The organism is Novispirillum itersonii subsp. itersonii ATCC 12639 (assembly GCF_000381985.1).
GTDB lineage: Bacteria > Pseudomonadota > Alphaproteobacteria > Rhodospirillales > Rhodospirillaceae > Novispirillum > Novispirillum itersonii.
The window spans coordinates 11,810-34,364 of sequence record NZ_KB907340.1; the positions used below are offsets into that span (position 1 = coordinate 11,810).

Below are 22,555 nucleotides of genomic sequence, written 5' to 3' on the forward strand. Positions count from 1 at the left end.
AAGTATACGCGTGAACGGCCTTTATGGTTTGACCCGCGTCAACAAAATCGCCAGCCCGGCAATCAGGAACAGCAGGATCGTTGCCATCCCCACCCGTTGCGATCCACTGACCACCGTCACCCATGCCAGCAGCATCGGCCCGGCAAAGGCTGTTACCTTACCCGACAGCGCCGCCAGCCCGAACAGTTCCGCCCGGCGCTCTTCCGGAGCGATCCGTGCCATCAAAGTCCGGCTGCCGGACTGGACCGGCCCGAAGAACAGCCCCAGCGGCAGCACCAGCGCCCAGAACAGCACCTTGGAAGAAACCAGCAGCAGACCGATCCCCAGCCCGGTCATTGCTGCCACCCCGACAACAATGATCCAGCGTGCCCCCAGACGGTCATCAAGCCAGCCGAACACCGCAGCCCCAAGACCGGAGGTCACATTCAGGGCAATACCGAGCAGGATGATTTCATCCAGCCCCATCCCGAAAGTTCCGGCGGCATAAATTCCGCCAAAAGCAAACAGGGTGTTCAGGCCGTCGAGATAGAGCATCTGCGCCAGCAGAAACCACCCCAGCACCCGATCCCGTCGCAGGGCAGCCACCTGACCGGCCAGATCAGCCAGCCCGCGCCGCACAACAGACCCTGCCGGTCGGCTGCGGGGCCGCTCCGGGACCATCAGAAACAACGGCAGGGCAAACACCGCCATCCACAGGGCCGCCAGCAGCATGGTCGCCCTCACCGGCTCCGCCCGTGCCGGATCCAGCCCGAACGGAGCCGGATCGGCCTGCACAAAGCCGACCAGCGCCACCACCAGCAGCACCAATCCCCCGGCATAGCCCAAACCCCAACCCCAGCCGGAGACCGCCCCCAGCCGCCGGGGCGGAGCCACCGCGGGCAACAGGGCATTATAAAAAGCCATGCCAGTTTCAAAGGCGACCGTCGCCACAGCAACCAGAATCAAAGCCAGCGGCACAGACCCCGGGTCCGGCGTCACCCACCACAGCCCGGCCGTACAACCGGCACAGAGGATCAGGGTTGCCGCCAGCCACGGCTTGCGCCGCCCGGCCTGATCGGCAATCGCGCCGCCGACCGGGGCCAGCACCGCAATCCCCAGACCGGCGGCACCCATCGCCCACCCCCACAGCGCGGTGCCCTGCTCCGGGGTCGGGGCCACGGCTTTGGTGAAGTACGTGGCAAAAATAAACGTCATCACCAACGCCGGAAAGGCGCTGTTGGCCCAATCAAACAGACACCACGCCGCAACCCGCCCACGATCAAGCCGGTCTGCCGGTGCGGGGGGCGGCGTGGTCATCCCGGCTACCCCGGTCAGTGATCAGAACCGTGGAGGATGCTGCTCTGCAGGCCGGTGTCATAGTCCTGACCGGCCTGCGTCAGCACAATGCCGACCGGCCAGCGGCTTTCCGCCAGTCCCTTGCGGGTCAGGGCAACCCAGACCGCTTCATTGCGCAGGCCGGTGGCATCCTGCGACATCACCACGTAGGGCCCGAGATGGAAGTGGTTGCCATGCGGATCGGGGAAGGTGGTAATAAACGGCTGGCCGGTGGCAGCATCGGGCTGGCTGGTGCCTGACAGCTTCGCCAGCACCTGCAGCAGGGTCAGCGTCTTCAGCTGCAGCGGATTGAGCTTCAGCGGGTTCTTCTTATTGGGGGCCATCTGTGCGGTCCTTAAACCTGAGGGATCTGAAAGCGGATCAAGGCAGGAATCGCCAGCCCCGATGCATTGCACTGTCATAGTGCTTTTTCAGGCCGAGGGGAATCCGCTTCGCATCTGCAAATGCGACGCAGAGTTATCTTTTTCTTCGATAAACAAAAACCGGGGTGCGTTGCCACACCCCGGTTTCCGGTTTCCAGAACGCCTGACCGCTTACCCGGCCAAGGAGCCGAACTGACGGCTGGCCACGGTCAGCATCGCCAGATCGACACTGGCCGCTGCCCGCAGCTCACCCAACAGCTGGTCGGTCCGGTCCACCGCCGCGCGGTAGCCTTCGGCCCAACGCGCCAGCGCCTGATCTGCCGCCGTATCCGGCTGCGTGGTCAGAATCCGCGCTGTCACCGCACGCTGCAGGGCATACAGCTCGTCGATCACCGCTGCTGCCGCCAGCTTTTCCCAATGACTGCCGGACAGCAGCAGGGCTTCCGCCGCGCTGTGCAGCCAGCTCAGGCCAAAGCGGCTGCCAACCGCAAAGTACTGGGCCGCAGCCACGGCGATGCTGGTGTTCAGCTCGCCCGACAGGCGCACCACATCGGGCACCGACTCCAGCAGACCCATGTATGCGACACGGCGGGCCAGATCATCCGGCACACCGGCAGCGGTCAGGGTCTCCACCCGGCGGGCGATGGCATCCGCCATATCCGCAGAGCACAGGCTGTCCACCGCACCGAGCAGGGCTTCCGCCCCTTCCCGCAGCGAGGCGATCAGGGCACCCTGATCAATCGGCTGGGCGACATGACGCAGCACCCACAGGGTATTGCGCTCAATCAGGCGGTTGGCGGCATTCAGCATATCAAGCTGGATATCCGCCGACACCTTGGTGTCGAGAGCCTCGATATCGGTCCACAGCTGCCGCAGCCCATAGGCATCGCGGGACACCACATAAGCCCGGGCAATCACCGCTGGCGGCTGGCCGGTCTTTTCCATGATCTGAGTCATGAAAGTGATGCCCGCACGGTTAACGATGCTGTTTGCAGCGTGCGTGGCGATGATTTCACGCTTCAGCTTATGGGCCTTGATCTGGGTCGCATAGGTTTCCCGCAGCTGAGTCGGGAAATAGGCAATCAGATCCGCTTCCATCGACGGATCATCGGGCAGATCGCTGTCGATGATTTCATCAAACAGCCACAGCTTGGAATAAGCGATCAGCACCGCCAGTTCCGGGCGGGTCAATCCGGTCCGGTTGTTCAGACGCTCGGCAATGGTCTCGTCATCGGGCAGGAACTCGATGCCGCGGTCAAGACGGCCAGCGCGTTCCAGCATGCGGATCAGGCGGACCTGATGGTCCAGCAGATCCACACCCCGCGACCGCATCAGCGACACAGCCTGAGTCTGCAGATAGTTATCCCGCAGCACCAGCGCACCGACCTCATCGGTCATCTCTGCCAGAAGCTGATTGCGCTGCTTCAGGGTCATGTCGCCATTGGCGAGAACCTGATTGACGAGGATCTTGATGTTGACCTCGTGGTCAGAGCAGTCAACCCCCGCCGAGTTGTCGATGGCGTCGGTGTTCAGGCGCACCCCATGCTGGGCCATTTCGATACGGCCACGCTGGGTAATCCCAAGATTGGCCCCTTCACCGACCACCTTTGCCCGGATCTGGCTGCCATTGACGCGCACCGCATCATTGGCGCGGTCACCGGCATCGGCATTGGTCTCGGACGACGCCTTGATATAGGTCCCGATCCCGCCGAACCACAGCAGATCAACGTCAGCCTTCAGCAGCACCACGATCAGATCGTTGGGGGCAATGCTGTCAACCGTCAGCCCGAAAGCCGCCTTCATTTCCGGGCTGACCGGAATGCGCTTGGCTGACCGCTCAAAGATCCCGCCACCGGCGGAAATCAGATCGCGGTTATAATCAGCCCAGGTCGAGCGCGGCAGTGTAAACAGGCGCTGGCGCTCTTCAAAGCCCGACGCCGCATCCGGGGTCGGATCAATGAAGATATGCATGTGGTTGAACGCCGCCTGCAGACGGATATGCCGCGACAGCAGCATGCCGTTGCCGAACACGTCCCCCGACATGTCGCCGACACCGACGCAGGTGAAATCCTGCGTCTGGGTATCGTGCCCGATTTCGCGGAAGTGACGCTTCACCGCTTCCCACGCGCCCTTGGCGGTAATGCCCATCGCCTTGTGGTCATACCCCTGCGAACCGCCGGAGGCAAAGGCGTCATCAAGCCAGAAACCATATTCCTGCGAAATCGCATTGGCGATGTCAGAGAAGGTCGCCGTCCCCTTATCGGCGGCAACCACCAGATACGGGTCGTCGTCGTCACGGCGGCGGACCTGCGGCGGCGGCACCACTGCCCCGGCCACAAGATTGTCGGTGATGTCGAGCAGACCGCGCATCAGGGTGCGGTAACACTCGATCCCTTCCGCCATATAAGCTTCCCGCCCGCCGGTGGCCGGGGGCCGCTTGACCACAAAACCGCCCTTGGATCCGACCGGCACGATCACCGCGTTCTTCACCATCTGGGCCTTGATCAGGCCAAGGATTTCAGTCCGGAAGTCTTCCCGGCGGTCAGACCAGCGGATACCGCCGCGTGCCACCTTGCCACCGCGCAGGTGAATCGCTTCCACCCGCGGGCTGTACACCCACACTTCCACCATCGGACGCGGCAGCGGCAGATCTTCAACCTTACGGCTGTCGATCTTGAAGGACACGTAAGCCTTCGGGCCGCCGTCAGCCGCTGCCTGATAGAAGTTGGTGCGCAGGGTCGATTGAATCAGGTTGAGATACCGGCGCAGGATCCGGTCTTCATCGGAGCTGGTGACCGATTCCAGATCTTCCAGAATCCGCTTTTCCAGACCGGCTTCCTCATCGGCATCGCTGCCGGCCGGATCGAAGCGGACATGGAACAGCTTGACCAGATGACGGGTGATGCCCGCGTGATTGGCCAGCGCCGTTTCGATCGACTGCTGCGAGAAGGTGAAGGCCGCCTGCCGCAGGTACTTGGCATAGGCGCGCAGCATGACCACTTCGCGCCAGGCCAGCCCGGAGGACACAACCAGACGGTTAAAGCCGTCATTTTCAGCGTTCCCCTGCCAGATTGACAGGAACGCCTCGTGGAACGCCGCGCGGATCTGACCGACCGAAACAGCGGTGCCGTCAGCACTGCGCATCGAGAAGTCATGGATCCACACCGACCGCTTGCCGTCGTCCAGAGACACCTCGAACGGCATTTCGCCGCTGACGAGGAAGCCCATGTTTTCCAGCATCGGCAGAATTTCAGACAGGGTCACCGGCTGATCGACCCGGTACACCTTGAAGCTGACCTGATCTTCCGACGCTTCCAGCGGGCGGTAGAGGTTCAGCGACAGGCCGGATCCATGCAGGGCATCCTCGATCCGGTCGATGTCGAACACCGCGCTCTGGGCCGTATAGCGTTCCTTGTAGAAGCTGGGGAACGCCATGCCGTAGCGGCGCAGCAGACGGCCTCCGCGTTCCTCACCCTTCGCCTGCAGGATCGCATCGTGCAGATGGTCGGTCCACGCCCGGGCCGCTTCGGAGATGCGGCTTTCAATCTGCTTGACGTCCCACACCGGGATCTGCCCCGGAACGGTCTTGATCATGCAGTGCAGGCGGGCCAGCGGGCTGTCACCGACCTGTGTGGAATAGGCGATCTGCTGACCGGCGAAAGACTCCTCAAGGATCTTGCGGATGGTCAGGCGCAGGGCGGTGTCAAAGCGGTCGCGCGGCACAAACACCAGCGCCGACACAAAGCGTTCAAACTCATCCTGACGGACAAACACCGCCGTGCGGGCCCGGTCCTGCAGATGCAGGATCCCGACGGCAATTTCCATCAGCTTGTCATCGCTGGCCTGGAACAGCTCATCCCGGGGCAGGTTCTCCAGAATCGACAGCAGGCGCTTGCCGTCATGGCTGGACGGGCGGAAGCCGACCCGGCGCATGATGCGGTCGATCTTGGTATGCAGCACCGGCACGAAGCTGGCGCTGTTGGTATAGACGTTGGAGGTGAACAGGCCGACCAGCATATCAATGCCGACCACACGGCCAACGGCATCAAACCGCTTGACCCCGATCACATCCATATGCACCGGGCGGTGAACCCGTGAGGTGCGGTTGGACTTGGTGATCAGCAGATAGGTCGGCTGGCTGACGAAGGCGCGCATTTCCGGCGGCAGGTCGGACATATGGCGCAGTTCGTCGAACACCAGATAATCCGGATCCCGCAGAATGCCGAAACCGTCAGAGCCTTCCACCGCAATTCCGCCGTCAACGGTGGTGTCAGCGGAATAGGTGAAAGCGTAATGACGGGTGCCCAGCAGAGTGAAATGGTTATCCACCAGCCAGCTGAGGAAGGCGCTGACATCCTCAGCCTTTTCCTCGATGCCATCGGCGGGGGCGTCGCCTTCAGTGATTTCCGTCGCCAGCGCATGCACCCGCTGGGTCATCTGCGGCCAGTCGGCCACCGCGTGACGCACGTCCCGCAGCACGGTTTCCAGATCATCCGCGATGATCTTCAGGATCTTCGGATCGCCCTGCTCGCTGATTTCGATGTGAATCACCGATTCGGTCAGCACGCCTTCGGCCACCGGGGCGTCAGCATCCAGCACTTCGGACAGCGCGCCTTCCGCGGTACGGCGGGTGTGCAGAATGGGATGCACCACCAGCAGCACATTCAGGCCATGCGACGTCAGTGCCGAAGACACCGAATCGACCAGAAACGGCATGTCGTCGTTGACCACTTCGACCACCGTGTGGTCGCCGGTCCAGCCATGCTCGTCCAGACGCGGATTGAACACCCGGATCTTCGGGGTGCCGGGGGTCCGCTGACGGGCAAAGCCCAGCAGCGATACAGCCGAGCCGTAAAGCTGCTCGGCTTCGATCTCTTCCAGATCGGCCGGGGGCACATCGCGCGTATACTGACGGAGGAAACTTTCGGCCATTGCGGCACGGTCGCCGGACAGCCGATCATGTACCAGCTTTACGGCACGATCGATCAGATCCTGCTTGGCGGTCTGCTGGAGAAGTCCCATGAGATTGAATCCTGAGCGTGTGTATTATTTTAAACGGGGATTTTTCCCCTACCACACAGAGAACGCCTGATTCCGGCTAATTTCAAGGGCTTCGCACGTGCAAAATGATGAAACCATACTGACGCTTATGGTCATTCTTACCGCCGGGATCCTGACCGCGCTGGCGGTGTGGCGTGACCGGGCCCCACGAGAGCTTGGAAAAATCTGGCATTTTCCATGGAGACCTCTGGCGGCAGTGGCGATTCTGGTTATTCTGCTGGGGCTGGCACATCTGGTCACCCTGCTCAGCGGGCGCCAGTTCACCGGTCGCCTGTAAAAGCCGGTGCCGCCCCGGTTGTGAAGGAGTTAGTCCGTGGCCCCCCGTCCGTTCTCCTGCCGTTCCCTCTTCCTTTGCGCCGCCGTCATCACGGCAGGCCTGACCGCACCTGTTGCCGGGGCCCGCGCGGATTTCCCGGCCGGACTGGCAGCCTATGAAGCCGGGGACTTCGCCACTGCAGCCAAAGAATGGCTTGCAGCCGCCCGCGGTGGCGATCAGGCCGCCATGCGGAACCTGGGCCATCTGTACCGCTGGGGCCGGGGCGTTCCCGCAGACGCAACGCAGGCGGAATTCTGGTACCGCAAAGCCTCTGATCAGGGCTTTGACCGGGCGATGGTCAATCTGGGGATGCTGTATCTGGATGGCGCCCCCGGTGTCCCCCGCAACCCGGAAGAAGGGCGTCACTGGCTGCGGAAGGCCGCCGAACTGGGGAATGAAGACGCCAGGGAAGCGCTGGCCGATCTTGATGCCGGACGAATCCCGCTGCTCAACCGCGTCGCCCCGCCAAAAACCCCGGAAAAGCCCAAACCGGCCCCGGTGGTCAGCACTGCCGGTGAAAACACACCGGTCACCGCACCAGCCCCAGTACAGGAAGAAGGCACCGCCCGCCCGGCACCGCCAGACCGCAAACCGGCACGGGCGCTGGCCCCTTCAGCAGGGGATACCACCGTTCTGGCGCACCTCGGCATCTTCGGGTCTGAGACCGAAGCCCAGACCCGCTGGAATGCGCTGGCCGCCACCCAGCCGGATATGGCATCGCTGGCGCCCTACTATCTGCATGGCTTCATTCCGGGCTCGGGGCCGGGGACCGGGCCAATTGTCCGCCTGTATGCCCGCGGCAGCCAGTCAGCCCTGATGAACCTCTGTCATTTTATGCCGCCGGATCAGACCTGCGAGCTGCATCAGGCCTTCCACTGATCCCTCTCAGGCGTCTGCTGGCTACAGCAGACGCCTGAACCGGAAATACGCCAGTTGCCCGGCTGCCAGCAGGACCAGCAGCCCGCAGACCCACCAGAACGCCTGTGGCGCTTCAGCAAACGGAATGCCCGCGACATTGATGCCCAGCAGACCGGTCAGAAAGCTGAGGGGCATAAACACACTGGCCAGAACGGTCAGGGAAAAGCCCGTGCGGCTGAGACGGTCGGCGATCGCGGCTGCGATCTGGTCCTGCAACACCGCAGCATGATCCCGGGCGGCATCAAGGTCTTCGGTCAGACGGCGGAAACGGTCGGCGGTGGTCGCCATCTGCTGACGCCGACGGTGTGACAGCCAGGGCAAATCAAGGGCCAGCAGGGTATCCAGCGCATCGACCTGCGGGCGCAGATACCGGGCCAGCGCAATGATCCGCCGCCGCTCTTCCGCCAGCCGGTCCCGCATCCCCTGCGTATGATGGCCTTCTGCCTCTTCCTCCAGATCATCGATCTGCTCTTTCAGGGCGTCGACCACCGGCTGGGTCCGTAACCCCAGCGAACGGGCCACATGCACGAGAAAGTCCCCCGTGGTCTGAGGCCCCTTGCCATCCAGAAGCGCCTGCCGCACATCATCCAGCGCCAGCAGACGACGAATCCGGACACTCAGCGCCACCGAGGCACTGACCCACAGACGCACCGAGACCATGTCTTCTGGGTCAGCATTGGCATTCAGATTGACCCCACGCAGGTTGATCTGCACGCCGGGATCCATCGGCAGGCAGCGGGGCCGGGTCTGTTCAGCCATCAGGGCATCCACCGCCATCGGTGGCATGATCCCCGCCTGCACCACGCTCTCCAGAAAAGCCCGGGTTCCGTCCTGACCGCCGGTCAGATGCACCCACACCGGCTTTTCCGGGGTGGCAGCGACAAGGGCTGCGGCAAGGGCAACCGAATCGGTAGCCAAGGCCTCGGCACTTCCGGCCCCGGTCAGGCGGAAGGCATACAGAATGACAGAATTCTGCGACACGGGATGATCTCCGGCAGAGCAAAGCGGATTGCAAAACAGCGGGGACCATATCAGGTCCGGTCCCCGCTGCACATTCCCTGCTCTACACCCCTCTCTGGGCCCCTACCCGCTAGCCTGCACTCAATCAGATCTGTCGGTCAGCCGATGGTCTTTTTGAGGAATGCCAGTGTCCGCTCCCACGCCAGTCGGGCGTCAGCCTCATCGTAGCGGGCGACCGTCGGATTGGCAAAAGCGTGATCCGCGTCATACCAGTGGATCTCAGCAGGATGCCCATTCTGCTTCAGGGCAGCCGTAAAGGGATCGACCATCGCATGATTTATCGACTGGTCTTTTTCACCGAAATGCCCCAACACCGGCCCTTTCAGGGCTTTCAGCGCGACCGGATCTGACGGCACACGACCGTAATAAATCACCGTGCCATCCACCGGCGTTGCCAGCGAGGCATTGACCGACCAACCGCCGCCGAAGCACCAGCCCAGCGTTGCCACCTTGCCCGTGGTCCGTTCATGCTGACGCAGCCAGTTGATCCACGCCACCATGGTCGCCGTCGCGGCCTCAGGCTTCACCGCCTGCGTCTGGGCTTTGGCCGCATCAGCATCGGTGGCGACTTTGCCGCCGAACAGATCAACCGCCAACGCGACATACCCGCTGCGGGCCAGATCGGCAGCCACACTCTTAATCTGATCGTTCAACCCCCACCACTCGTGGATCAGCACCACAGCCGGGGCTTTGGCGGTGTCCGGCAGGGCCAGCGCCGCCTGCACCGGGCCAATCCCGGACACATCAAGCGTTACCGCCGCTGTCGTTGATGCGGCAACGGAAGCCAATGCCGGAGACGCCAGAACAGCAGCCAGCGGAGACACGGCCAGCGCCTTCAGCAGAGTCCGGCGGTCAGGATCAGTCTGCGGCTCATGGGGCAGAGAGGTCTCAGCGGGGGGAACAAAGGTCATCACGCACCTCGGCATGCAGAGAGACAGAAAGCTCCCTTCTGAAGGTGGACCGAAACCGCAAGGCGTCAAGAGGCTGCCTGCCTGAAATCTGGGATAAGCCCGAAAAGCGAAACGGCCCACCGCGCTGTGCGGCAGACCGTTTCTTGAAACTGGAGCGGGCGAAGGGATTCGAACCCTCGACCCCAACCTTGGCAAGGTTGTGCTCTACCCCTGAGCTACGCCCGCATGGCACACCGTACTGAATACGGCAGCAATCTGAAACTGGAGCGGGCGAAGGGATTCGAACCCTCGACCCCAACCTTGGCAAGGTTGTGCTCTACCCCTGAGCTACGCCCGCACTCCATGCGGCCACCGTTTCCGGTGGATGACGCTCCAGACGTCAGGGGGCGGTTTATCGTCGGTTTTCTTCTTTTTTGCAAGCCCTTTTTTCGACAATGCGGAAAAAAGCTGCTCCCTTGATGCTGCGCCGTGCATATAAATTGTGCATATGCGAATTGCGCTTCTTTTTTGTGCTGAAATGTCAAATAAGGTTGAACAGAGGGCTGCCATACTCAGCGGACAGGATCAGCAACACAGGGCCCGATCCCATGGCTTCTTTCAGCAGACAGGCAGGCGGACAACGCCATACCTTTGACAGTCTGGCCGCAGTGATGGCCTGCGCCTCGCCGCGCCGCTCAGGGGATGAACTGGCCGGGCTGGCTGCCGACACCGATACCCGCCGGGTTGCCGCCCGGATGGTGCTGGCCGATCTGCCCCTGAAGATCTTTCTTGATCAGCCGCTGATCCCTTATGAAACCGACGAAGTCACCCGCCTGATCTGCGATAGCCATGATGCCGCCGCCTTTGCACCGGTCTCACCGCTGACAGTCGGGGAGTTCCGGGACTGGCTGCTGTCCTATGCTGCCACCCCGCAAAGCCTGCGCGCTCTGGCCCCCGGCCTGACGCCGGAGATGGTCGCCGCGGTATCGAAACTGATGCGCAATGCCGACCTGATGGCCGTCGCCGGAAAATGCCGGGTCGTCACCGCGTTCCGCACCACCGTCGGACTGGAAGGCCACCTGTCCAGCCGCCTGCAACCCAATCACCCGACCGATGATCCGCTGGGGATTGCCGCCTCCACCCTCGATGGCCTGCTGTTCGGCATCGGTGATGCCGTCATTGGTATCAATCCGGCCACCGATAATCTCAGCGCCTGCATGACCCTGCTGAGCATGCTGGATGAGGTGCGCGGCAAATATGACATCCCCACCCAGTCCTGTGTGCTGACCCACGTCACCAACAGCCTTCAGGCCATTGAGCGCGGTGCCCCGCTGGATCTGGTGTTCCAGAGCATTGCCGGGACGGAGGCCGCCAACCGGGGGTTCGGGATCTCGCTGTCCGTTCTGGCCGAGGCACAGGATGCCGCCCGCAGCCTGAAGCGCGGCACTGCCGGTAACAACGTGATGTATTTCGAAACCGGGCAGGGCAGCGCCCTGTCAGCGGACGCCCACCACGGCGTGGACCAGCAGACGGTCGAAGTCAGGGCCTATGCCGTGGCGCGTGCGTTTGATCCGTTTCTGGTCAATACCGTCGTCGGCTTCATCGGTCCGGAATATCTTTTTGATTCCAAGCAGATCATCCGCGCCGGTCTCGAAGATCACTTCTGCGGCAAATTGCTCGGCGTGCCGATGGGGGTCGACGTCTGCTACACCAATCATGCCGAAGCCGATCAGGATGACATGGATACCCTGATGACCCTGCTGGCCACCGCCGGGGTCAATTTCGTCATCGGCGTCCCCGGTGCCGATGATGTGATGCTGAATTACCAAAGCCTCAGCTACCACGACATTCTTGGCCTGCGCCACCGCCTGAACCTGCGTCCGGCCCCGGAGTTTGACGGCTGGCTGGCCCGGATGGGTCTGCTGGATGACAGCGGACGCCTGCCGCCGCCCGATCAGCCGGCATTCCGCCGTCTTCTGGGATGAGGGAGTCGCTGCCATGACCGCCCCGACCGCCACTATTCTGCCGCTGGATCCCTTCGCGCGCTTCCGGGCCGCCACACGGGCCCGAATCGGGCTGGGCCGGGCCGGAGACGCCCTGCCGACCCCGGCCCTGCTGGACTTTCAGATGGCCCATGCCCTCGCCCGCGATGCCGTGTATGGCACCGTCGACTGGGATGCCCTGTCAGACGCCCTGCCTCTGCAGGCCACCGGCCCGGTCATCGCCGTACACAGTGATGCCCCCGACCGCGCCACCTATCTGCGCCGCCCGGATCTGGGGCGGCGTCTGGACGCCGGCAGCCCGGCCCGCCTGCACGCCGCCGCGGACACCCCATGCGATCTGGCTCTGGTGATCGCTGACGGTCTGTCCGCCGCCGCCGTCCAGCGGTGGGCGGCCCCGGTCGTTCATGAGGTTCTGGCACGGGTCCCCGGCTGGACGGTCCGGATCGTCACCGCCCGGCAGGCCCGCGTCGCCCTCGGCGACCCGGTCGGCCTGGCCCTGAGCGCTACACTGGCCGCCGTGCTGATCGGCGAACGCCCCGGTTTGTCGGTGGCGGACTCGCTGGGCATCTACCTGACCTATGACCCGCGTCCGGGCCGTAAGGACTCCGAACGCAACTGTCTGTCGAACATCCACGCCAACGGCCTTTCTCCGGCTCTGGCCGCTGAAAAGCTGGTGTGGCTGATGACCGAAGCCCGGCAGCGCCGCCTGACCGGGGTTGATCTGAAAGAGGAAGCGCCGACCCTGGAGACAACCCGGGCGACTGATCCCCTTCCGCCTGTTCCGTGATGCCTGCACCCGGACCGTCGACAGGGGCGGGCCGGGGCACACAATCTCGTTGTCTGGGAGACCACGATGTCAGAGACCCCTCAACCCGGGCTGCACCGCAGCCTGTCCGGCCTGCACCTCTGGGGCATTGCGGTCGGTCTGGTGATTTCCGGTGAATATTTCGGCTGGTCCTATGGCTGGGCCGCCGCCGGGACCCTCGGCTTTCTGGTGACGACCATCCTGATCGCCGCCATGTACACCACCTTCATCTTCAGCTTCACCGAGCTGACCACCGCCATCCCCCATGCCGGGGGGCCCTTTGCCTACAGCTACCGCGCTTTCGGGCCAACCGGCGGATTTATTGCCGGAATGGCCACGCTGATCGAATTCGTCTTTGCCCCTCCGGCCATCTCGCTGGCGATCGGGGCCTATCTGAACGTGCAGTTCCCGGCCCTTGACCCCAAGCTGGCCGCCGTCGGGGCCTATATCGTCTTCATGGGCCTGAACATTGTCGGCGTGACCATTGCCGCGACGTTTGAGCTGTTCATCACCGTGCTGGCGATTATTGAGCTTCTGGTCTTCATGGGCGTTGTGGCCCCGGGCTTCAGCTTCGCCACCTTTGCCGCCAACGGCTGGGCTGGCCAGAGCAGCTTTTCCACCGAATCGCTGACCGGCATCTTTGCCGCCATTCCGTTTGCGATCTGGTTCTTCCTTGCCATCGAGGGCGCCGCAATGGCCGCCGAAGAAACGAAGAACCCGACCAAAACCGTCCCCAAAGCCTATATCGCCGGTATCCTGACGCTGGTCTTTCTAGCCTTCGGCACCATGATCATGGCGGGCGGCGTCGGTGACTGGAGCTCCCTGTCCAACATCAACGATCCCCTGCCGCAGGCGATGAAGATGGTGGTCGGCGAATCCTCCGGCTGGCTGCATATGCTGGTATGGATCGGGCTGTTCGGTCTGGTTGCTTCGTTCCATGGCATCATCATGGGCTATTCCCGGCAGATCTTCGCACTGGCCCGCGCCGGATTCCTGCCCCCGGCTTTTGCCACCGTCAACCCGCGCACCCGCACCCCGGTCAAGGCGATCCTCGCCGGGGGTGTGGTCGGTATCGCCGCCATCTTTTCCGACAGCCTGATCACCATCGGCGGCCAGCCGCTGACCGCCAACATCGTCACGATGTCGGTGTTCGGGGCAATCGTGATGTATATCATGTCGATGGCTGCCCTGTTCAAACTGCGCCGCAGCGAACCGGCACTGGACCGCCCGTTCCGCGCCCCGTTTTACCCGGTGTTTCCGGCTGTCGCGCTGGTGACCGCGGTGCTGGCCCTTGGTACGATGATCTACTTCAACCCGGTTGTGTTCGGCCTGTTTCTGGGCCTGATGGCGGTGGCGTTCATCTTCTACCGCTTCACGGCGGGCCTGCGGGAAAATGCCGAGGCCGATGCCCTGTTGACCGTGGCCCAGATCGAAGCCCGGTCGCTGGCTGACTGACCCGTCAGCAACGGACCTTCCCCCGGATCCCGGTGGGCCAGCCCCTGCGGCACCCACCGGGATCATCCCATATCCCGTTCTCAGGTCAGGAGGCTTCATGGTTTCGTCGCCACCCTCCCGGTCCCCGGCCGGTCCCGCCCCCGGCCAGAGAAATGTGCTGGCTGCGGCGGCCTCGGGCATCACCGATTTCATTGCTGCCTGCGGGGGCGATGCCGGACGGGTGCTGACACAGGCCGGTGTCCCGGAAGACTGCCTTGGCAATCCAGTGCTGCCGCTGGATCTGGGCAATTACTGCGCCATGATGGAACTGGCGGCCCGGGATACCGGCAATGACAATTTCGGCCTGTGGTACGGTCAGCAGTTCCGCCCGCAGGCGCTCGGCCTGATCGGAGAAATCGCCCTGTCAGCACCGACACTGGGCGCCGCGCTGGACAATCTGGCCCGCCTGTTTCCCTTTCATCAACAGGCAACAGAAACCCGCCTGACCCATGACGGCGACCTGTGGCGGCTGGAATACCGGATTCTCGACAGCCGCATCGCCGCCCGGCGGCAGGACGCAGAACTGACCATGGGGATGTTCGCCAACGTGTTCCGCACCTGCCTTGGTACGGCCTGGGCACCGGAGGAAGTGCAGTTTGAACATCTGCGCCCCGGTACCGCGCAGGATCACAGCCGAGCCTTCGGGGCGCCCGTGCATTTCGGGCAGCGCACCAACTGTCTGGTGGTGCGGGACCGGGACTTTGAGCGGCGGATGCCGGGCGGGGATCTGGCCCGCCTGACCCGCCTGCGTCAGGATCTGAAAACCCTGACCGGCGGCACCGGCACCGTGCCGTTTCTGGCGCGGGTACAGTCTGACATCCGCAGCCGCCTGCCGGAAGGATACCCCCATATTGACGATGTCGCCGCCACGCTTGGCATGGCCCGCTGGACCCTGCAACGGCGGCTGGCGGATGAGGGATTAAGCTTTTCTGAGGCAGTTGACGCGGTGCGCCGCGATCTGGCGGCCCTGTATTTAAGCCAGACACATGTGCCGATGTCAGACATTGCCTGTCTGCTGGGCTATTCGGAACTGTCGGCGTTCAGCCGGGCATTCCGGCGGTGGTTTGGGTGTGCGCCCAGCCGGGCGAGAGCCCGGGAATAAAGACTTCGGGCGAGAGCCCGGGAATAAAGACTTCGGGCGCGAGCCCGGAGATAAAAACTTCGGGCGAGAGCCCGAAAGGCCGCCCCCTGACCGCAAAGCCCTGAAAAGCAAAAAAGCCGCCGGTTAAGGCAGCTTTTTTGATTGGAGCGGGCGAAGGGATTCGAACCCTCGACCCCAACCTTGGCAAGGTTGTGCTCTACCCCTGAGCTACGCCCGCATGGCGCCCGGATTTATCCGGTGGGTCACCGCGTTCCGGGCTGTAACCCGTCATTTGGTGGGGCGGTTTATAGACGGTCTTTCAGGGGCTTTGCAAGCCTGTTTTTTCAAAAAAATGTCGCCGCGATACCGGCCCTGGGATTGGCCCGGGATTGGCCGCCCGTCCGGCCCACCGCTGATAACAGACCTTGCCAGCGCCGGGCAGACGGTCCATCTATGAAGACTGAACCGGTTCACCCTTTGACTATCAGGTTTCCAGTCCCATGAGCTTCATTCTCGACGAACACGCGCCCCGCCCGACCGCTGCCGCCGATGCGGTGAAGGACGGCACTGCCGCCACCTTCATGAAGGACGTGATTGAAGCCTCGCGCGAGGTTCCGGTCATTGTTTACTTCTCGGCCCCGTGGTGCGGCCCGTGCAAGACTTTCGGCCCGATGCTGGAAAAGCAGGTCCGCCTGTCTGCCGGCAAGGTCAAGCTGGTCAAGATTAACGTTGATGAAGAACAGCAGCTTGCCGCCCAGCTGCGGGTGCAGGCTGTGCCGACCGTCTTCGGGTTTGTCAACGGCCGCCCGGTTGATGCCTTCTCGAACGCCCTGCCGGAAAGCCAGATCAAAAGCTTTATCGCCCGTCTCAGCGGTGACGCAGGCAATGTGATCGACGAAGCGCTGGCGCAGGCCAAAGCCGTGCTGGAAGAAGGCGACGCCGCCACCGCCATGGACATCTATCAGCAGATTCTGGCGCAGGATCCGGCGAACGGTGACGGCATCGCCGGGGTCATGCGCTGCTATCTGGCGATGGGCGAAAACGGGCCGGTCGATGAAATTCTGGCCCAGCTCCCGCCCGACCTGCTGCGACACCCGGCGATTGCCTCGGTAAAGACGCAGGTGGAACTGGCCGGTCAGGCCTCCGGCGACTTCGCCGCGCTGGAAGCACAGGTCGCCGCCAACCCCGGCGATATGCAGGCACGCTATGATCTGGCGATGGCATACTTCGGGGCCAATCTGCGCCAGCAGGCCGCCGATACCCTGCTCGACATTATCCGCCTTGACCGCAGCTGGAACGAAGAACAGGCCAAAACCCAGCTTCTGAAGCTGTTTGAAGCCTTCGGGCACACCGATCCGGTGACGGTCGCCACCCGCCGCAAGCTGTCGGCGCTGCTGTTCTCCTGACGGAGCCAGCCGCAGCACCGTCGGCACAGCACCACACAGGAAGGGGATGTCATGGTCGTTGAGTCTGCTCCCGGTCCGTTTCATCCACGGCTGGCCGATCTGCCGCCGGTGCTGCCGGTGTTTCCCCTGTCGGGGGCCCTTCTGCTGCCATGGTCGCGGCTGCCGCTGAATATCTTTGAGCGGCGCTATCTGAGCATGGTGCAGGATGCCCTTGGCATGGGGCGGATGATCGGGATGGTTCAGCCGGTCGGCGGTGCCCTGATGGAAACCGAAACGGTACCGTCCCTGTTCTCTGTCGGCTGCGCCGGGCGGATTTCCAGCTTCTCGGAAACCCCGGACGGACGCCTGATGATCACCCTCACCGGGGTCTGTCGCTTCCGTATCCGCGAAGAGCGCCCGATGACACGGGCCTACCGGATGGTTGACCCGGACTGGATGCCCTTTGCCGACGACCTGAGCCCGCAGCCGCCGGTACAGGTCGACCGGGCCCGGCTGATGCAGGCGCTGACCGAGTTTCTGACCACCATTGGCATGCCGGTGAACGACCGGGCACTGGCTGACCTGCCCCCTGCCGATCTGATCAATACGGTGGCGATGACCTTCCCCTTTGACCCGTCAGAAAAGCAGGCCCTGCTGGAAGCCCCGACCGCCCAGCACCGGGCCGATACCCTGATCACCCTGCTGGAAATGGCACAGTTCCCCGGTACACTGCCCCGGCAATAACCCGTCATTCCGCTTTCTGGAGTTTTGTGATGTCCGAAACCGCCGCCGTCCGGGCCGTCGACCCGAAGCTGCTGGAAATTCTGGTGTGCCCGCTGTCAAAAGGCCCGCTGCGCTATGATGCGGACCGGCAGGAGCTGGTCTCCGACAAAGCCGGGCTGGCCTATCCGATCCGCGACGGCATTCCGATCATGCTGATTGACGAAGCCCGCTCCCTTGACGACTTTGCTGGGTAAGGAACCATGGAACCGACCGAACTGGCGGTAAACCGGGCCGACCGCACCCTGACCGTCACTTTCGACACCGGGGCCGTTTATACCTTTACGGCTGAGTTCCTGCGGGTCAACAGCCCGTCAGCCGAAGTGCAGGGCCACAGCCCCGAGCAGAAGCAGACCGTGGCGGGAAAGAAGACCGTGGGAATCCGCGATCTGGAAGCCGTCGGCCATTATGCCGTGAAAATCATCTTCGACGACGGTCACGATACCGGCCTGTACACCTGGGAAACGCTGGCAGACTACGGCCAGCGGCAGGAAAGCCTGTGGGCAACCTATCTGGCCGAACTGGCCGTGAAAGGCCTGAAGCGCGAATGACCTCCCCCTCCTCCGCCCCCGTGGTCCTGATCACCGGTGGCAGCCGTGGAATCGGAGCAGAAACCGCGCGCCAGCTGGCCGCCTGCGGCTGGCAGGTCGGCCTGACCTATGTCAGTGACCATGCGGCCGCAGAGACGGTGGTCGCGGAAATCCGCGCTGCCGGGGGCCATGCCGTCGCGGTGCAGGCTGACGTCGCCCGGGCCGAAGAGGTCTGCGCGGCTTTTGATGCTGTCGAACAGACCCTTGGGTCGATCCGGGGTGTGGTCGGCAATGCCGGGATTGTCGCCAAAGCAGGCGATCTGGCGGATACGACCCCGGACCGGCTGGCCCGGATGGTCGAGGTCAACGTCCTTGGCAGCCTGCTGGTGGCGCGGGAAGCCGCACGCCGCCTCTCGACCCGGCGGGGCGGCTCCGGCGGGGCGGTGGTTCTTGTCTCCTCCGGCGCATCCCGGCGGGGATCCCCACATGAATGGGTTGACTATGCCGCCACCAAAGGCGCGGTGGATACCCTGACCATCGGCCTGTCGAAAGAACTGGCGGCGGAAGGCGTGCGGGTCAACTGCGTCCGGCCCGGCCTGATTGATACCGATATTCATACTGCCAGCGGCATTCCTGACCGGATGCAGAAGTGGGAAAAAGTTGTGCCGATGCAGCGCGCCGGAACAGCGGCGGAAGTGGCTGCCGCCATCGTCTGGCTGCTCGGGGATGCGTCGCCCTATACCACCGGGGCAATTCTGGATGTCGGCGGCGGGGTCTGACCCCCGCCGCCGTTTTCCCAACCGCTTCAGCGGGCCATTCCGGTCTCCACCCATTTCAGATACAGATCAATCTGCGCATCCGGCAGCGGGGTTCCCCCCGGAGGCATCGGGTGCGGCGCGGTGCTGCCCGGCCGGTAACCGGTGATCGCCACCGCGATCGGCTGGTGGAACCGCACAACACAGTCATAACTCGACAGGTCCATTTCGGCGGCCCCGTCCTCATCCGTCAGAACAACGTTCTTCATACAGGCCACGTAGCGGGCAAAAATCGGGCGGATATCCTGCTCAAATCCCGGACGGTCAGTCGTCATCGTGCTGCCTCCTTCTCTCAGTGGGCCGGTATCGCGGTCAGGCGCGGCTGTTCAAAATCATCGGGCCGGGCTCCGGTGCCCGACGGTGTGATGCCAACGGTCAGCATCCACGCCTCTTTGCGCAGCGGGCCGGCCTGAATGCTGGCGACCGGCTGCTGGACAGAGGCCGTCAGCCGGGTTGATGACATCTCGCCGTGATCATGACCGGCGCCCGACAGCTCCCAGTAGTTAACCGAGGTCGCGAGATACCGGCTTCGGAAGGCAGTGTCCTTCAGGTCTGCGGCAACCGATGCCGGGTGCAGATATACATCGGCCTGATAGCTGTACCCCTGATGCAGCGGTTTCCGCACCAGTTCCACTGCGGCAACCGATCCCTCTGCCGGAAGCGGAAGGGTGACAGAGACCGACTGTGTCACAGAGGGGTTTGCCCCTGACTGGTAACCGGCCCCGTCATCCCCGCTGAGCAGATAGGTGAAGAAACTTTCCGGGGCGACGCCGAAGCCCTGTTTGTTTTCGGCATCATAGGCCTGTGTAAGCCGGGTCAGCTCCGCCTCGGTGAAAAACTGCGGGCGGCCACCGGGATCAAAGCCATAGCCCAGGGCGGTGATATCCAGATAGTTTTTCACCTGCCCCATCGTCTGCAGCCCGGATCCCGGGGTAAAGCCCGGCGGATTGGCAAAGGCCAGAGACTGCTGACCGCGCAGATACTGCCCCGGCGAGGTGATCTCTGCCGCAGCATGGCTGTCGATCCACTCCTCAAGAATGTAATCGATGAAGGCATGGTAGGAGAAAAAGAGCGGATCCAGACCGGCAGTGCTGGGACGCTTCAGGACCCCGCCGATATATGCATCGTGCATATAGTTGTGAATCATCGACTCGAACGCGCCGTAATTCCCCGGCCCTCCGACCCGATACCCGCCGAACTGCGGCCACCGCAGATCGCGGATCAGGTAGGCCAGCAGATAGGGGGAGGTCCGCTGCTTATCTTCAGCGGTCGGTGGCCCCTCGGTGCGGCCCGGATAAAACAGCGGAGATGTTTTATTCTCAAACGCCTTAGGGAAGCGGACCCCGCTGGGGATCTGGATAAAGTTCCAGTACGGTACCGTCACATCCTTGGTGGAGGGACCGGATGTCCCTTCCGGATCGGCGGCCCGCAATGCCTGTTCGTAATAGAAAAACTCTGCCCGGTGCCATGGCAGGAACAGATCCTTACCATGCTCACACATTCCCGGGTGCTCGGTATGGAACCCGGCAGGCGGGGACTTCATGGGCGGGCAAAAGGCGTCGCTGTCGGAAAACCAGCCGTTTTTGGCGGGATCCGCCACAATCGGCACCGCAGCCCCGGAATCGGGAACAGGCACGCCATTGCAGTTATGGACCCAGGCCTGCCACAGGTAGCCTTCACGGTCATTCTTATTCGCCAGACTCTTCTTCCGCATCATGTCGATGGCATGCTCATAGGCCGCCAGTTCCTGCGGTGTCAGATCGTCGATATTCTTTCGCAGCCGTACCGCTGCCTGCGCATCGGCAACAGCACTGAAAAGCAGTCCCGCTGCCAGCAGAACCGGCACAGCCGCAGACAGGCCACGCCGGATCCGGCCCGGCAGGCGGGGCCAGAATATTTTGAATGTCATCAGAAAAATCCCCCGAAAATCAGATCAGCCCGGCTGCCTTCAGTGATGTTTGTGTGGTGACGGTGTGGCGGCACCATGGGTTCCGCCCGGCTCAACCACCTCGACCAGCTCCATCATCCCCTGATCCTCGTGATCGAGAATGTGGCAGTGCAAAACATACGTTCCGATATAATCCTCATACCGGCTGCGCAGGGTCAGCCTGTCGCCGGGACGAACCAGCTGGGTATCCCGCCACACGGTTTCCATCACGCCCTGCGGGCCGGGACGGGTCATCTGGAACGGATTGACGTGGATATGGAAAGGATGGGCGACGATGATCTTCTGATCCTCCGGCGTGCCCGGTACCGGCAGGGTCTGCACCGTCCACTCCGAGGCCGTCCCCAGCGTCAGCTGGCGGGGGCCGTCGCTGGGGAAAGGCTGTGCATTGACCATAAAGCGCAGGGTGCAATCCGGGTCTTTATCATCCGAGCAATAAGCATAACGGCCATCAGCCTGCCGGGCCGCCTGCCCGATCATGAAGCTGACCTCCTGCGCCGGACCGGTCAGGTCTGCATCGGTGATATCCGTCATCGCCTTGGTCCGGGCCAGCGCCGCACACCCCGGACCCGACGTGGCACAGGGCAAGGCCATCGCCATGGCCGCCCCCCGGACCACCACCTTCGCCAGAGGCTGCCGGGCCTCCGCTGTCAGCAGCAGAGACTTTTCCGCGGAGGTGGGCTGGTCATAGACGTAATAGACCGCCTCCTTCGCCCCCTTCGGCAAGGGCGGGGCCTTCACCAGCACATCGGAACGGTAGCCGGGCTGTAGCTCCACCTCTTTCCAGCTGTTCATATACCCCAGGGACAGACCATCCAGAGCGATCTCGTTCAACGTCCATGGATCACTGCCATCCTGTCGGGTGATACCGATCTGGAACGTCTCACGGATCCCGCCATGGATCAGCCGCCAGCGCTGGACTTCGCCGGGGCGCAGCTCAAACACCGGCATGATCTGGCCGTTGATGGTCGGCAGACGGCCGGACTGAGCCCAGCCTCCGGGGCCGAACTGGTCATAGTTTTCAATCTCGCCATTGGCGTCATAGGAAATCTGCTGCAGCAGCAGCACCTGATCCTTTGCCGCCCGGATCTCGGGCACCGAATCGAGGCTGCGCGGATCATCGGGGTTTTCCACAATGATCGCCCCGGCCATACCGCTGGACACCTGTAGCGCGGTCGAGCCGTGGACATGGCTGTGATACCAGAACGTACCCGTCGGATGATCCTGCGGAATATGGATTTCCACGAGCGATGTGCTTTGCGGCGGCATCAGACGCAGCACATTGTCAGCATTGCCGGATGGGGACACATGCAGACCATGACTGTGGAAATTGGTGGTGTTGAAATTGTGCGGCGTATTGATATCGGATGGCTGAGGGCCGGGCTCCGGCAACAGCCTGTTGCGCAAGGTGATCGACAGAGTATCCCCGGGGCGGACCCGCAGGGTTTTACCAACCAGAGCCCCGTCGTACCCGCGCAGATGCGTCTGGCATCCGGCAATGACGGTATCGTGGTAATCAACCGTCAGATCCGTTGTCAGCGTGCCCCCCTGCGGACGCAGCACCGGGGCTGCCCGGAACGGCTTTCCGCCCCACTGTTCCGCATTCAGCGGCACCAGCTCGCACCCCGGCTTGCCCGTCCCCGCCAGCTCCGGCTTCGGGGCCAGAACGGCGGATGGCTGCGATGCGGCAAAGGCGCCGCTTCCTGTCATCATCAGAATCAGAACTGCCCCCAAGGATCCGGCTGCGCCCACAGCCCGGTGGTGACGTTCTGATTTTCCCCATCGTGTGCCAGTCACGTGACTCTCCTCCAGAGA

General features: G+C 63.1%; 19 protein-coding genes and 3 tRNA genes. 11 read left to right on the top strand and 11 right to left on the bottom strand.

Annotated features, from left to right (window positions below; genetic code table 11):
* Window positions 1-21 precede the first annotated feature (21 nt).
* From G365_RS0107300 to G365_RS0107310, 3 genes are all read right to left on the bottom strand, one after another.
* Window positions 22-1,296 (bottom strand): MFS transporter, encoded by a 1,275-nt coding sequence (locus tag G365_RS0107300; RefSeq protein ID WP_019644856.1) that lies wholly within the window; start codon window positions 1,294-1,296, stop codon window positions 22-24.
* Between the two features lie 14 nt (window positions 1,297-1,310).
* Window positions 1,311-1,658: a hypothetical protein gene (locus G365_RS0107305; protein WP_019644857.1), complete on the bottom strand. Its 348-nt coding sequence runs from the start codon at window positions 1,656-1,658 to the stop codon at window positions 1,311-1,313.
* A gap of 210 nt (window positions 1,659-1,868) precedes the next feature.
* Entirely contained in the window at window positions 1,869-6,719 is a 4,851-nt protein-coding gene (locus G365_RS0107310; RefSeq protein WP_019644858.1) for an NAD-glutamate dehydrogenase, read from the bottom strand.
* A 127-nt stretch (window positions 6,720-6,846) separates the two neighbouring features.
* Between G365_RS0107310 and G365_RS0107315 the strand changes: the two genes are divergently transcribed.
* Entirely contained in the window at window positions 6,847-7,035 is a 189-nt protein-coding gene (locus tag G365_RS0107315) for a hypothetical protein (protein ID WP_155976176.1), read from the top strand.
* 36 nt (window positions 7,036-7,071) lie between these two features.
* On the top strand, window positions 7,072-7,953 hold the full coding sequence (locus G365_RS22805; RefSeq protein WP_019644860.1) for a tetratricopeptide repeat protein: 882 nt from the start codon (window positions 7,072-7,074) through the stop codon (window positions 7,951-7,953).
* Window positions 7,954-7,974: 21 nt separating this feature from the next.
* Here the strand turns inward: G365_RS22805 and G365_RS0107325 are convergent, their stop codons facing one another.
* The 4 genes from G365_RS0107325 to G365_RS0107340 form a co-directional block, all read right to left on the bottom strand.
* Entirely contained in the window at window positions 7,975-8,973 is a 999-nt protein-coding gene (locus tag G365_RS0107325; RefSeq protein ID WP_019644861.1) for a zinc transporter ZntB, read from the bottom strand.
* Window positions 8,974-9,110: 137 nt separating this feature from the next.
* Window positions 9,111-9,923, bottom strand: a complete 813-nt coding sequence (locus tag G365_RS0107330) for a dienelactone hydrolase family protein (protein WP_019644862.1) — start codon at window positions 9,921-9,923, stop codon at window positions 9,111-9,113.
* Window positions 9,924-10,073: 150 nt separating this feature from the next.
* Window positions 10,074-10,148 (bottom strand) — tRNA-Gly (locus G365_RS0107335).
* Window positions 10,149-10,185: 37 nt separating this feature from the next.
* Window positions 10,186-10,260, bottom strand: a tRNA-Gly gene (locus G365_RS0107340).
* Window positions 10,261-10,510: 250 nt separating this feature from the next.
* On the opposite strand from G365_RS0107340, the gene G365_RS0107345 reads away from it, so the two are divergent.
* The 4 genes from G365_RS0107345 (at window position 10,511) to qhpR (ending at window position 15,306) form a co-directional block, all read left to right on the top strand.
* Window positions 10,511-11,887, top strand: a complete 1,377-nt coding sequence (locus G365_RS0107345; protein ID WP_019644863.1) for an ethanolamine ammonia-lyase subunit EutB — start codon at window positions 10,511-10,513, stop codon at window positions 11,885-11,887.
* 13 nt (window positions 11,888-11,900) lie between these two features.
* A complete protein-coding gene (gene eutC / locus G365_RS0107350) occupies window positions 11,901-12,692 on the top strand; it encodes an ethanolamine ammonia-lyase subunit EutC (protein WP_081628494.1) in 792 nt (263 codons plus the stop codon).
* 66 nt (window positions 12,693-12,758) lie between these two features.
* Window positions 12,759-14,165 (top strand): ethanolamine permease, encoded by a 1,407-nt coding sequence (gene eat, locus G365_RS0107355; RefSeq protein ID WP_019644865.1) that lies wholly within the window; start codon window positions 12,759-12,761, stop codon window positions 14,163-14,165.
* Window positions 14,166-14,262: 97 nt separating this feature from the next.
* On the top strand, window positions 14,263-15,306 hold the full coding sequence (gene qhpR, locus G365_RS0107360) for an AraC-like transcriptional regulator QhpR (protein WP_019644866.1): 1,044 nt from the start codon (window positions 14,263-14,265) through the stop codon (window positions 15,304-15,306).
* Between the two features lie 142 nt (window positions 15,307-15,448).
* Here the strand turns inward: qhpR and G365_RS0107365 are convergent.
* Window positions 15,449-15,523: transfer RNA gene (locus G365_RS0107365), tRNA-Gly, on the bottom strand.
* Window positions 15,524-15,785: 262 nt separating this feature from the next.
* On the opposite strand from G365_RS0107365, the gene G365_RS0107370 reads away from it, so the two are divergent.
* The 5 genes from G365_RS0107370 to G365_RS0107390 are packed head-to-tail and all read left to right on the top strand — an operon-like array spanning window position 15,786 to window position 18,759.
* Window positions 15,786-16,691, top strand: a complete 906-nt coding sequence (locus G365_RS0107370) for a thioredoxin family protein (protein ID WP_019644867.1) — start codon at window positions 15,786-15,788, stop codon at window positions 16,689-16,691.
* A gap of 51 nt (window positions 16,692-16,742) precedes the next feature.
* Window positions 16,743-17,414, top strand: a complete 672-nt coding sequence (locus G365_RS0107375; protein ID WP_019644868.1) for an LON peptidase substrate-binding domain-containing protein — start codon at window positions 16,743-16,745, stop codon at window positions 17,412-17,414.
* 29 nt (window positions 17,415-17,443) lie between these two features.
* Window positions 17,444-17,647 carry a Trm112 family protein gene (locus G365_RS0107380; RefSeq protein ID WP_019644869.1) on the top strand — a complete coding sequence of 68 codons (204 nt, stop codon included), beginning with the start codon at window positions 17,444-17,446 and terminating at the stop codon, window positions 17,645-17,647.
* Window positions 17,648-17,653: 6 nt separating this feature from the next.
* Window positions 17,654-18,001, top strand: coding sequence for a gamma-butyrobetaine hydroxylase-like domain-containing protein (locus G365_RS0107385; protein ID WP_019644870.1), 348 nt, complete (start codon window positions 17,654-17,656; stop codon window positions 17,999-18,001).
* The gene (locus G365_RS0107390; protein WP_019644871.1) at window positions 17,998-18,759 is read left to right on the top strand and encodes an SDR family oxidoreductase; all 762 of its coding nucleotides are present in this window, start codon (window positions 17,998-18,000) and stop codon (window positions 18,757-18,759) included. The genes G365_RS0107385 and G365_RS0107390 overlap by 4 nt, the downstream gene beginning before the upstream one ends.
* Before the next feature lie 26 nt (window positions 18,760-18,785).
* On the opposite strand, the gene G365_RS0107395 is transcribed toward G365_RS0107390, so the two are convergent.
* From G365_RS0107395 to G365_RS20700, 3 genes are read right to left on the bottom strand one after another with little or no spacing between them, the layout of a single operon-like run.
* Window positions 18,786-19,070 carry a hypothetical protein gene (locus G365_RS0107395; RefSeq protein ID WP_019644872.1) on the bottom strand — a complete coding sequence of 95 codons (285 nt, stop codon included), beginning with the start codon at window positions 19,068-19,070 and terminating at the stop codon, window positions 18,786-18,788.
* Between the two features lie 17 nt (window positions 19,071-19,087).
* The gene (locus G365_RS0107400; protein WP_019644873.1) at window positions 19,088-20,704 is read right to left on the bottom strand and encodes a tyrosinase family protein; all 1,617 of its coding nucleotides are present in this window, start codon (window positions 20,702-20,704) and stop codon (window positions 19,088-19,090) included.
* A 39-nt stretch (window positions 20,705-20,743) separates the two neighbouring features.
* A complete protein-coding gene (locus G365_RS20700) occupies window positions 20,744-22,453 on the bottom strand; it encodes a multicopper oxidase family protein (RefSeq protein WP_155976177.1) in 1,710 nt (569 codons plus the stop codon).
* Window positions 22,454-22,555 lie beyond the last annotated feature (102 nt).

Excerpts from the sequence above, each read along its gene's own strand:
- G365_RS0107300 (WP_019644856.1), bottom strand. The coding sequence starts at position 1,296 with ATGACCACGCCGCCCCCCGCACCGGCAGACCGGCTTGATCGTGGGCGG.
- G365_RS0107305 (WP_019644857.1), bottom strand. The coding sequence starts at position 1,658 with ATGGCCCCCAATAAGAAGAACCCGCTGAAGCTCAATCCGCTGCAGCTG.
- G365_RS0107310 (WP_019644858.1), bottom strand. The coding sequence starts at position 6,719 with ATGGGACTTCTCCAGCAGACCGCCAAGCAGGATCTGATCGATCGTGCC.
- G365_RS0107315 (WP_155976176.1), top strand. The coding sequence starts at position 6,847 with ATGGTCATTCTTACCGCCGGGATCCTGACCGCGCTGGCGGTGTGGCGT.
- G365_RS0107330 (WP_019644862.1), bottom strand. The coding sequence starts at position 9,923 with ATGACCTTTGTTCCCCCCGCTGAGACCTCTCTGCCCCATGAGCCGCAG.
- G365_RS0107345 (WP_019644863.1), top strand. The coding sequence starts at position 10,511 with ATGGCTTCTTTCAGCAGACAGGCAGGCGGACAACGCCATACCTTTGAC.
- eutC (WP_081628494.1), top strand. The coding sequence starts at position 11,901 with ATGACCGCCCCGACCGCCACTATTCTGCCGCTGGATCCCTTCGCGCGC.
- eat (WP_019644865.1), top strand. The coding sequence starts at position 12,759 with ATGTCAGAGACCCCTCAACCCGGGCTGCACCGCAGCCTGTCCGGCCTG.
- qhpR (WP_019644866.1), top strand. The coding sequence starts at position 14,263 with ATGGTTTCGTCGCCACCCTCCCGGTCCCCGGCCGGTCCCGCCCCCGGC.
- G365_RS0107370 (WP_019644867.1), top strand. The coding sequence starts at position 15,786 with ATGAGCTTCATTCTCGACGAACACGCGCCCCGCCCGACCGCTGCCGCC.
- G365_RS0107375 (WP_019644868.1), top strand. The coding sequence starts at position 16,743 with ATGGTCGTTGAGTCTGCTCCCGGTCCGTTTCATCCACGGCTGGCCGAT.
- G365_RS0107380 (WP_019644869.1), top strand. The coding sequence starts at position 17,444 with ATGTCCGAAACCGCCGCCGTCCGGGCCGTCGACCCGAAGCTGCTGGAA.
- G365_RS0107385 (WP_019644870.1), top strand. The coding sequence starts at position 17,654 with ATGGAACCGACCGAACTGGCGGTAAACCGGGCCGACCGCACCCTGACC.
- G365_RS0107390 (WP_019644871.1), top strand. The coding sequence starts at position 17,998 with ATGACCTCCCCCTCCTCCGCCCCCGTGGTCCTGATCACCGGTGGCAGC.
- G365_RS0107395 (WP_019644872.1), bottom strand. The coding sequence starts at position 19,070 with ATGACGACTGACCGTCCGGGATTTGAGCAGGATATCCGCCCGATTTTT.
- G365_RS0107400 (WP_019644873.1), bottom strand. The coding sequence starts at position 20,704 with ATGACATTCAAAATATTCTGGCCCCGCCTGCCGGGCCGGATCCGGCGT.
- G365_RS20700 (WP_155976177.1), bottom strand. The coding sequence starts at position 22,453 with ATGATGACAGGAAGCGGCGCCTTTGCCGCATCGCAGCCATCCGCCGTT.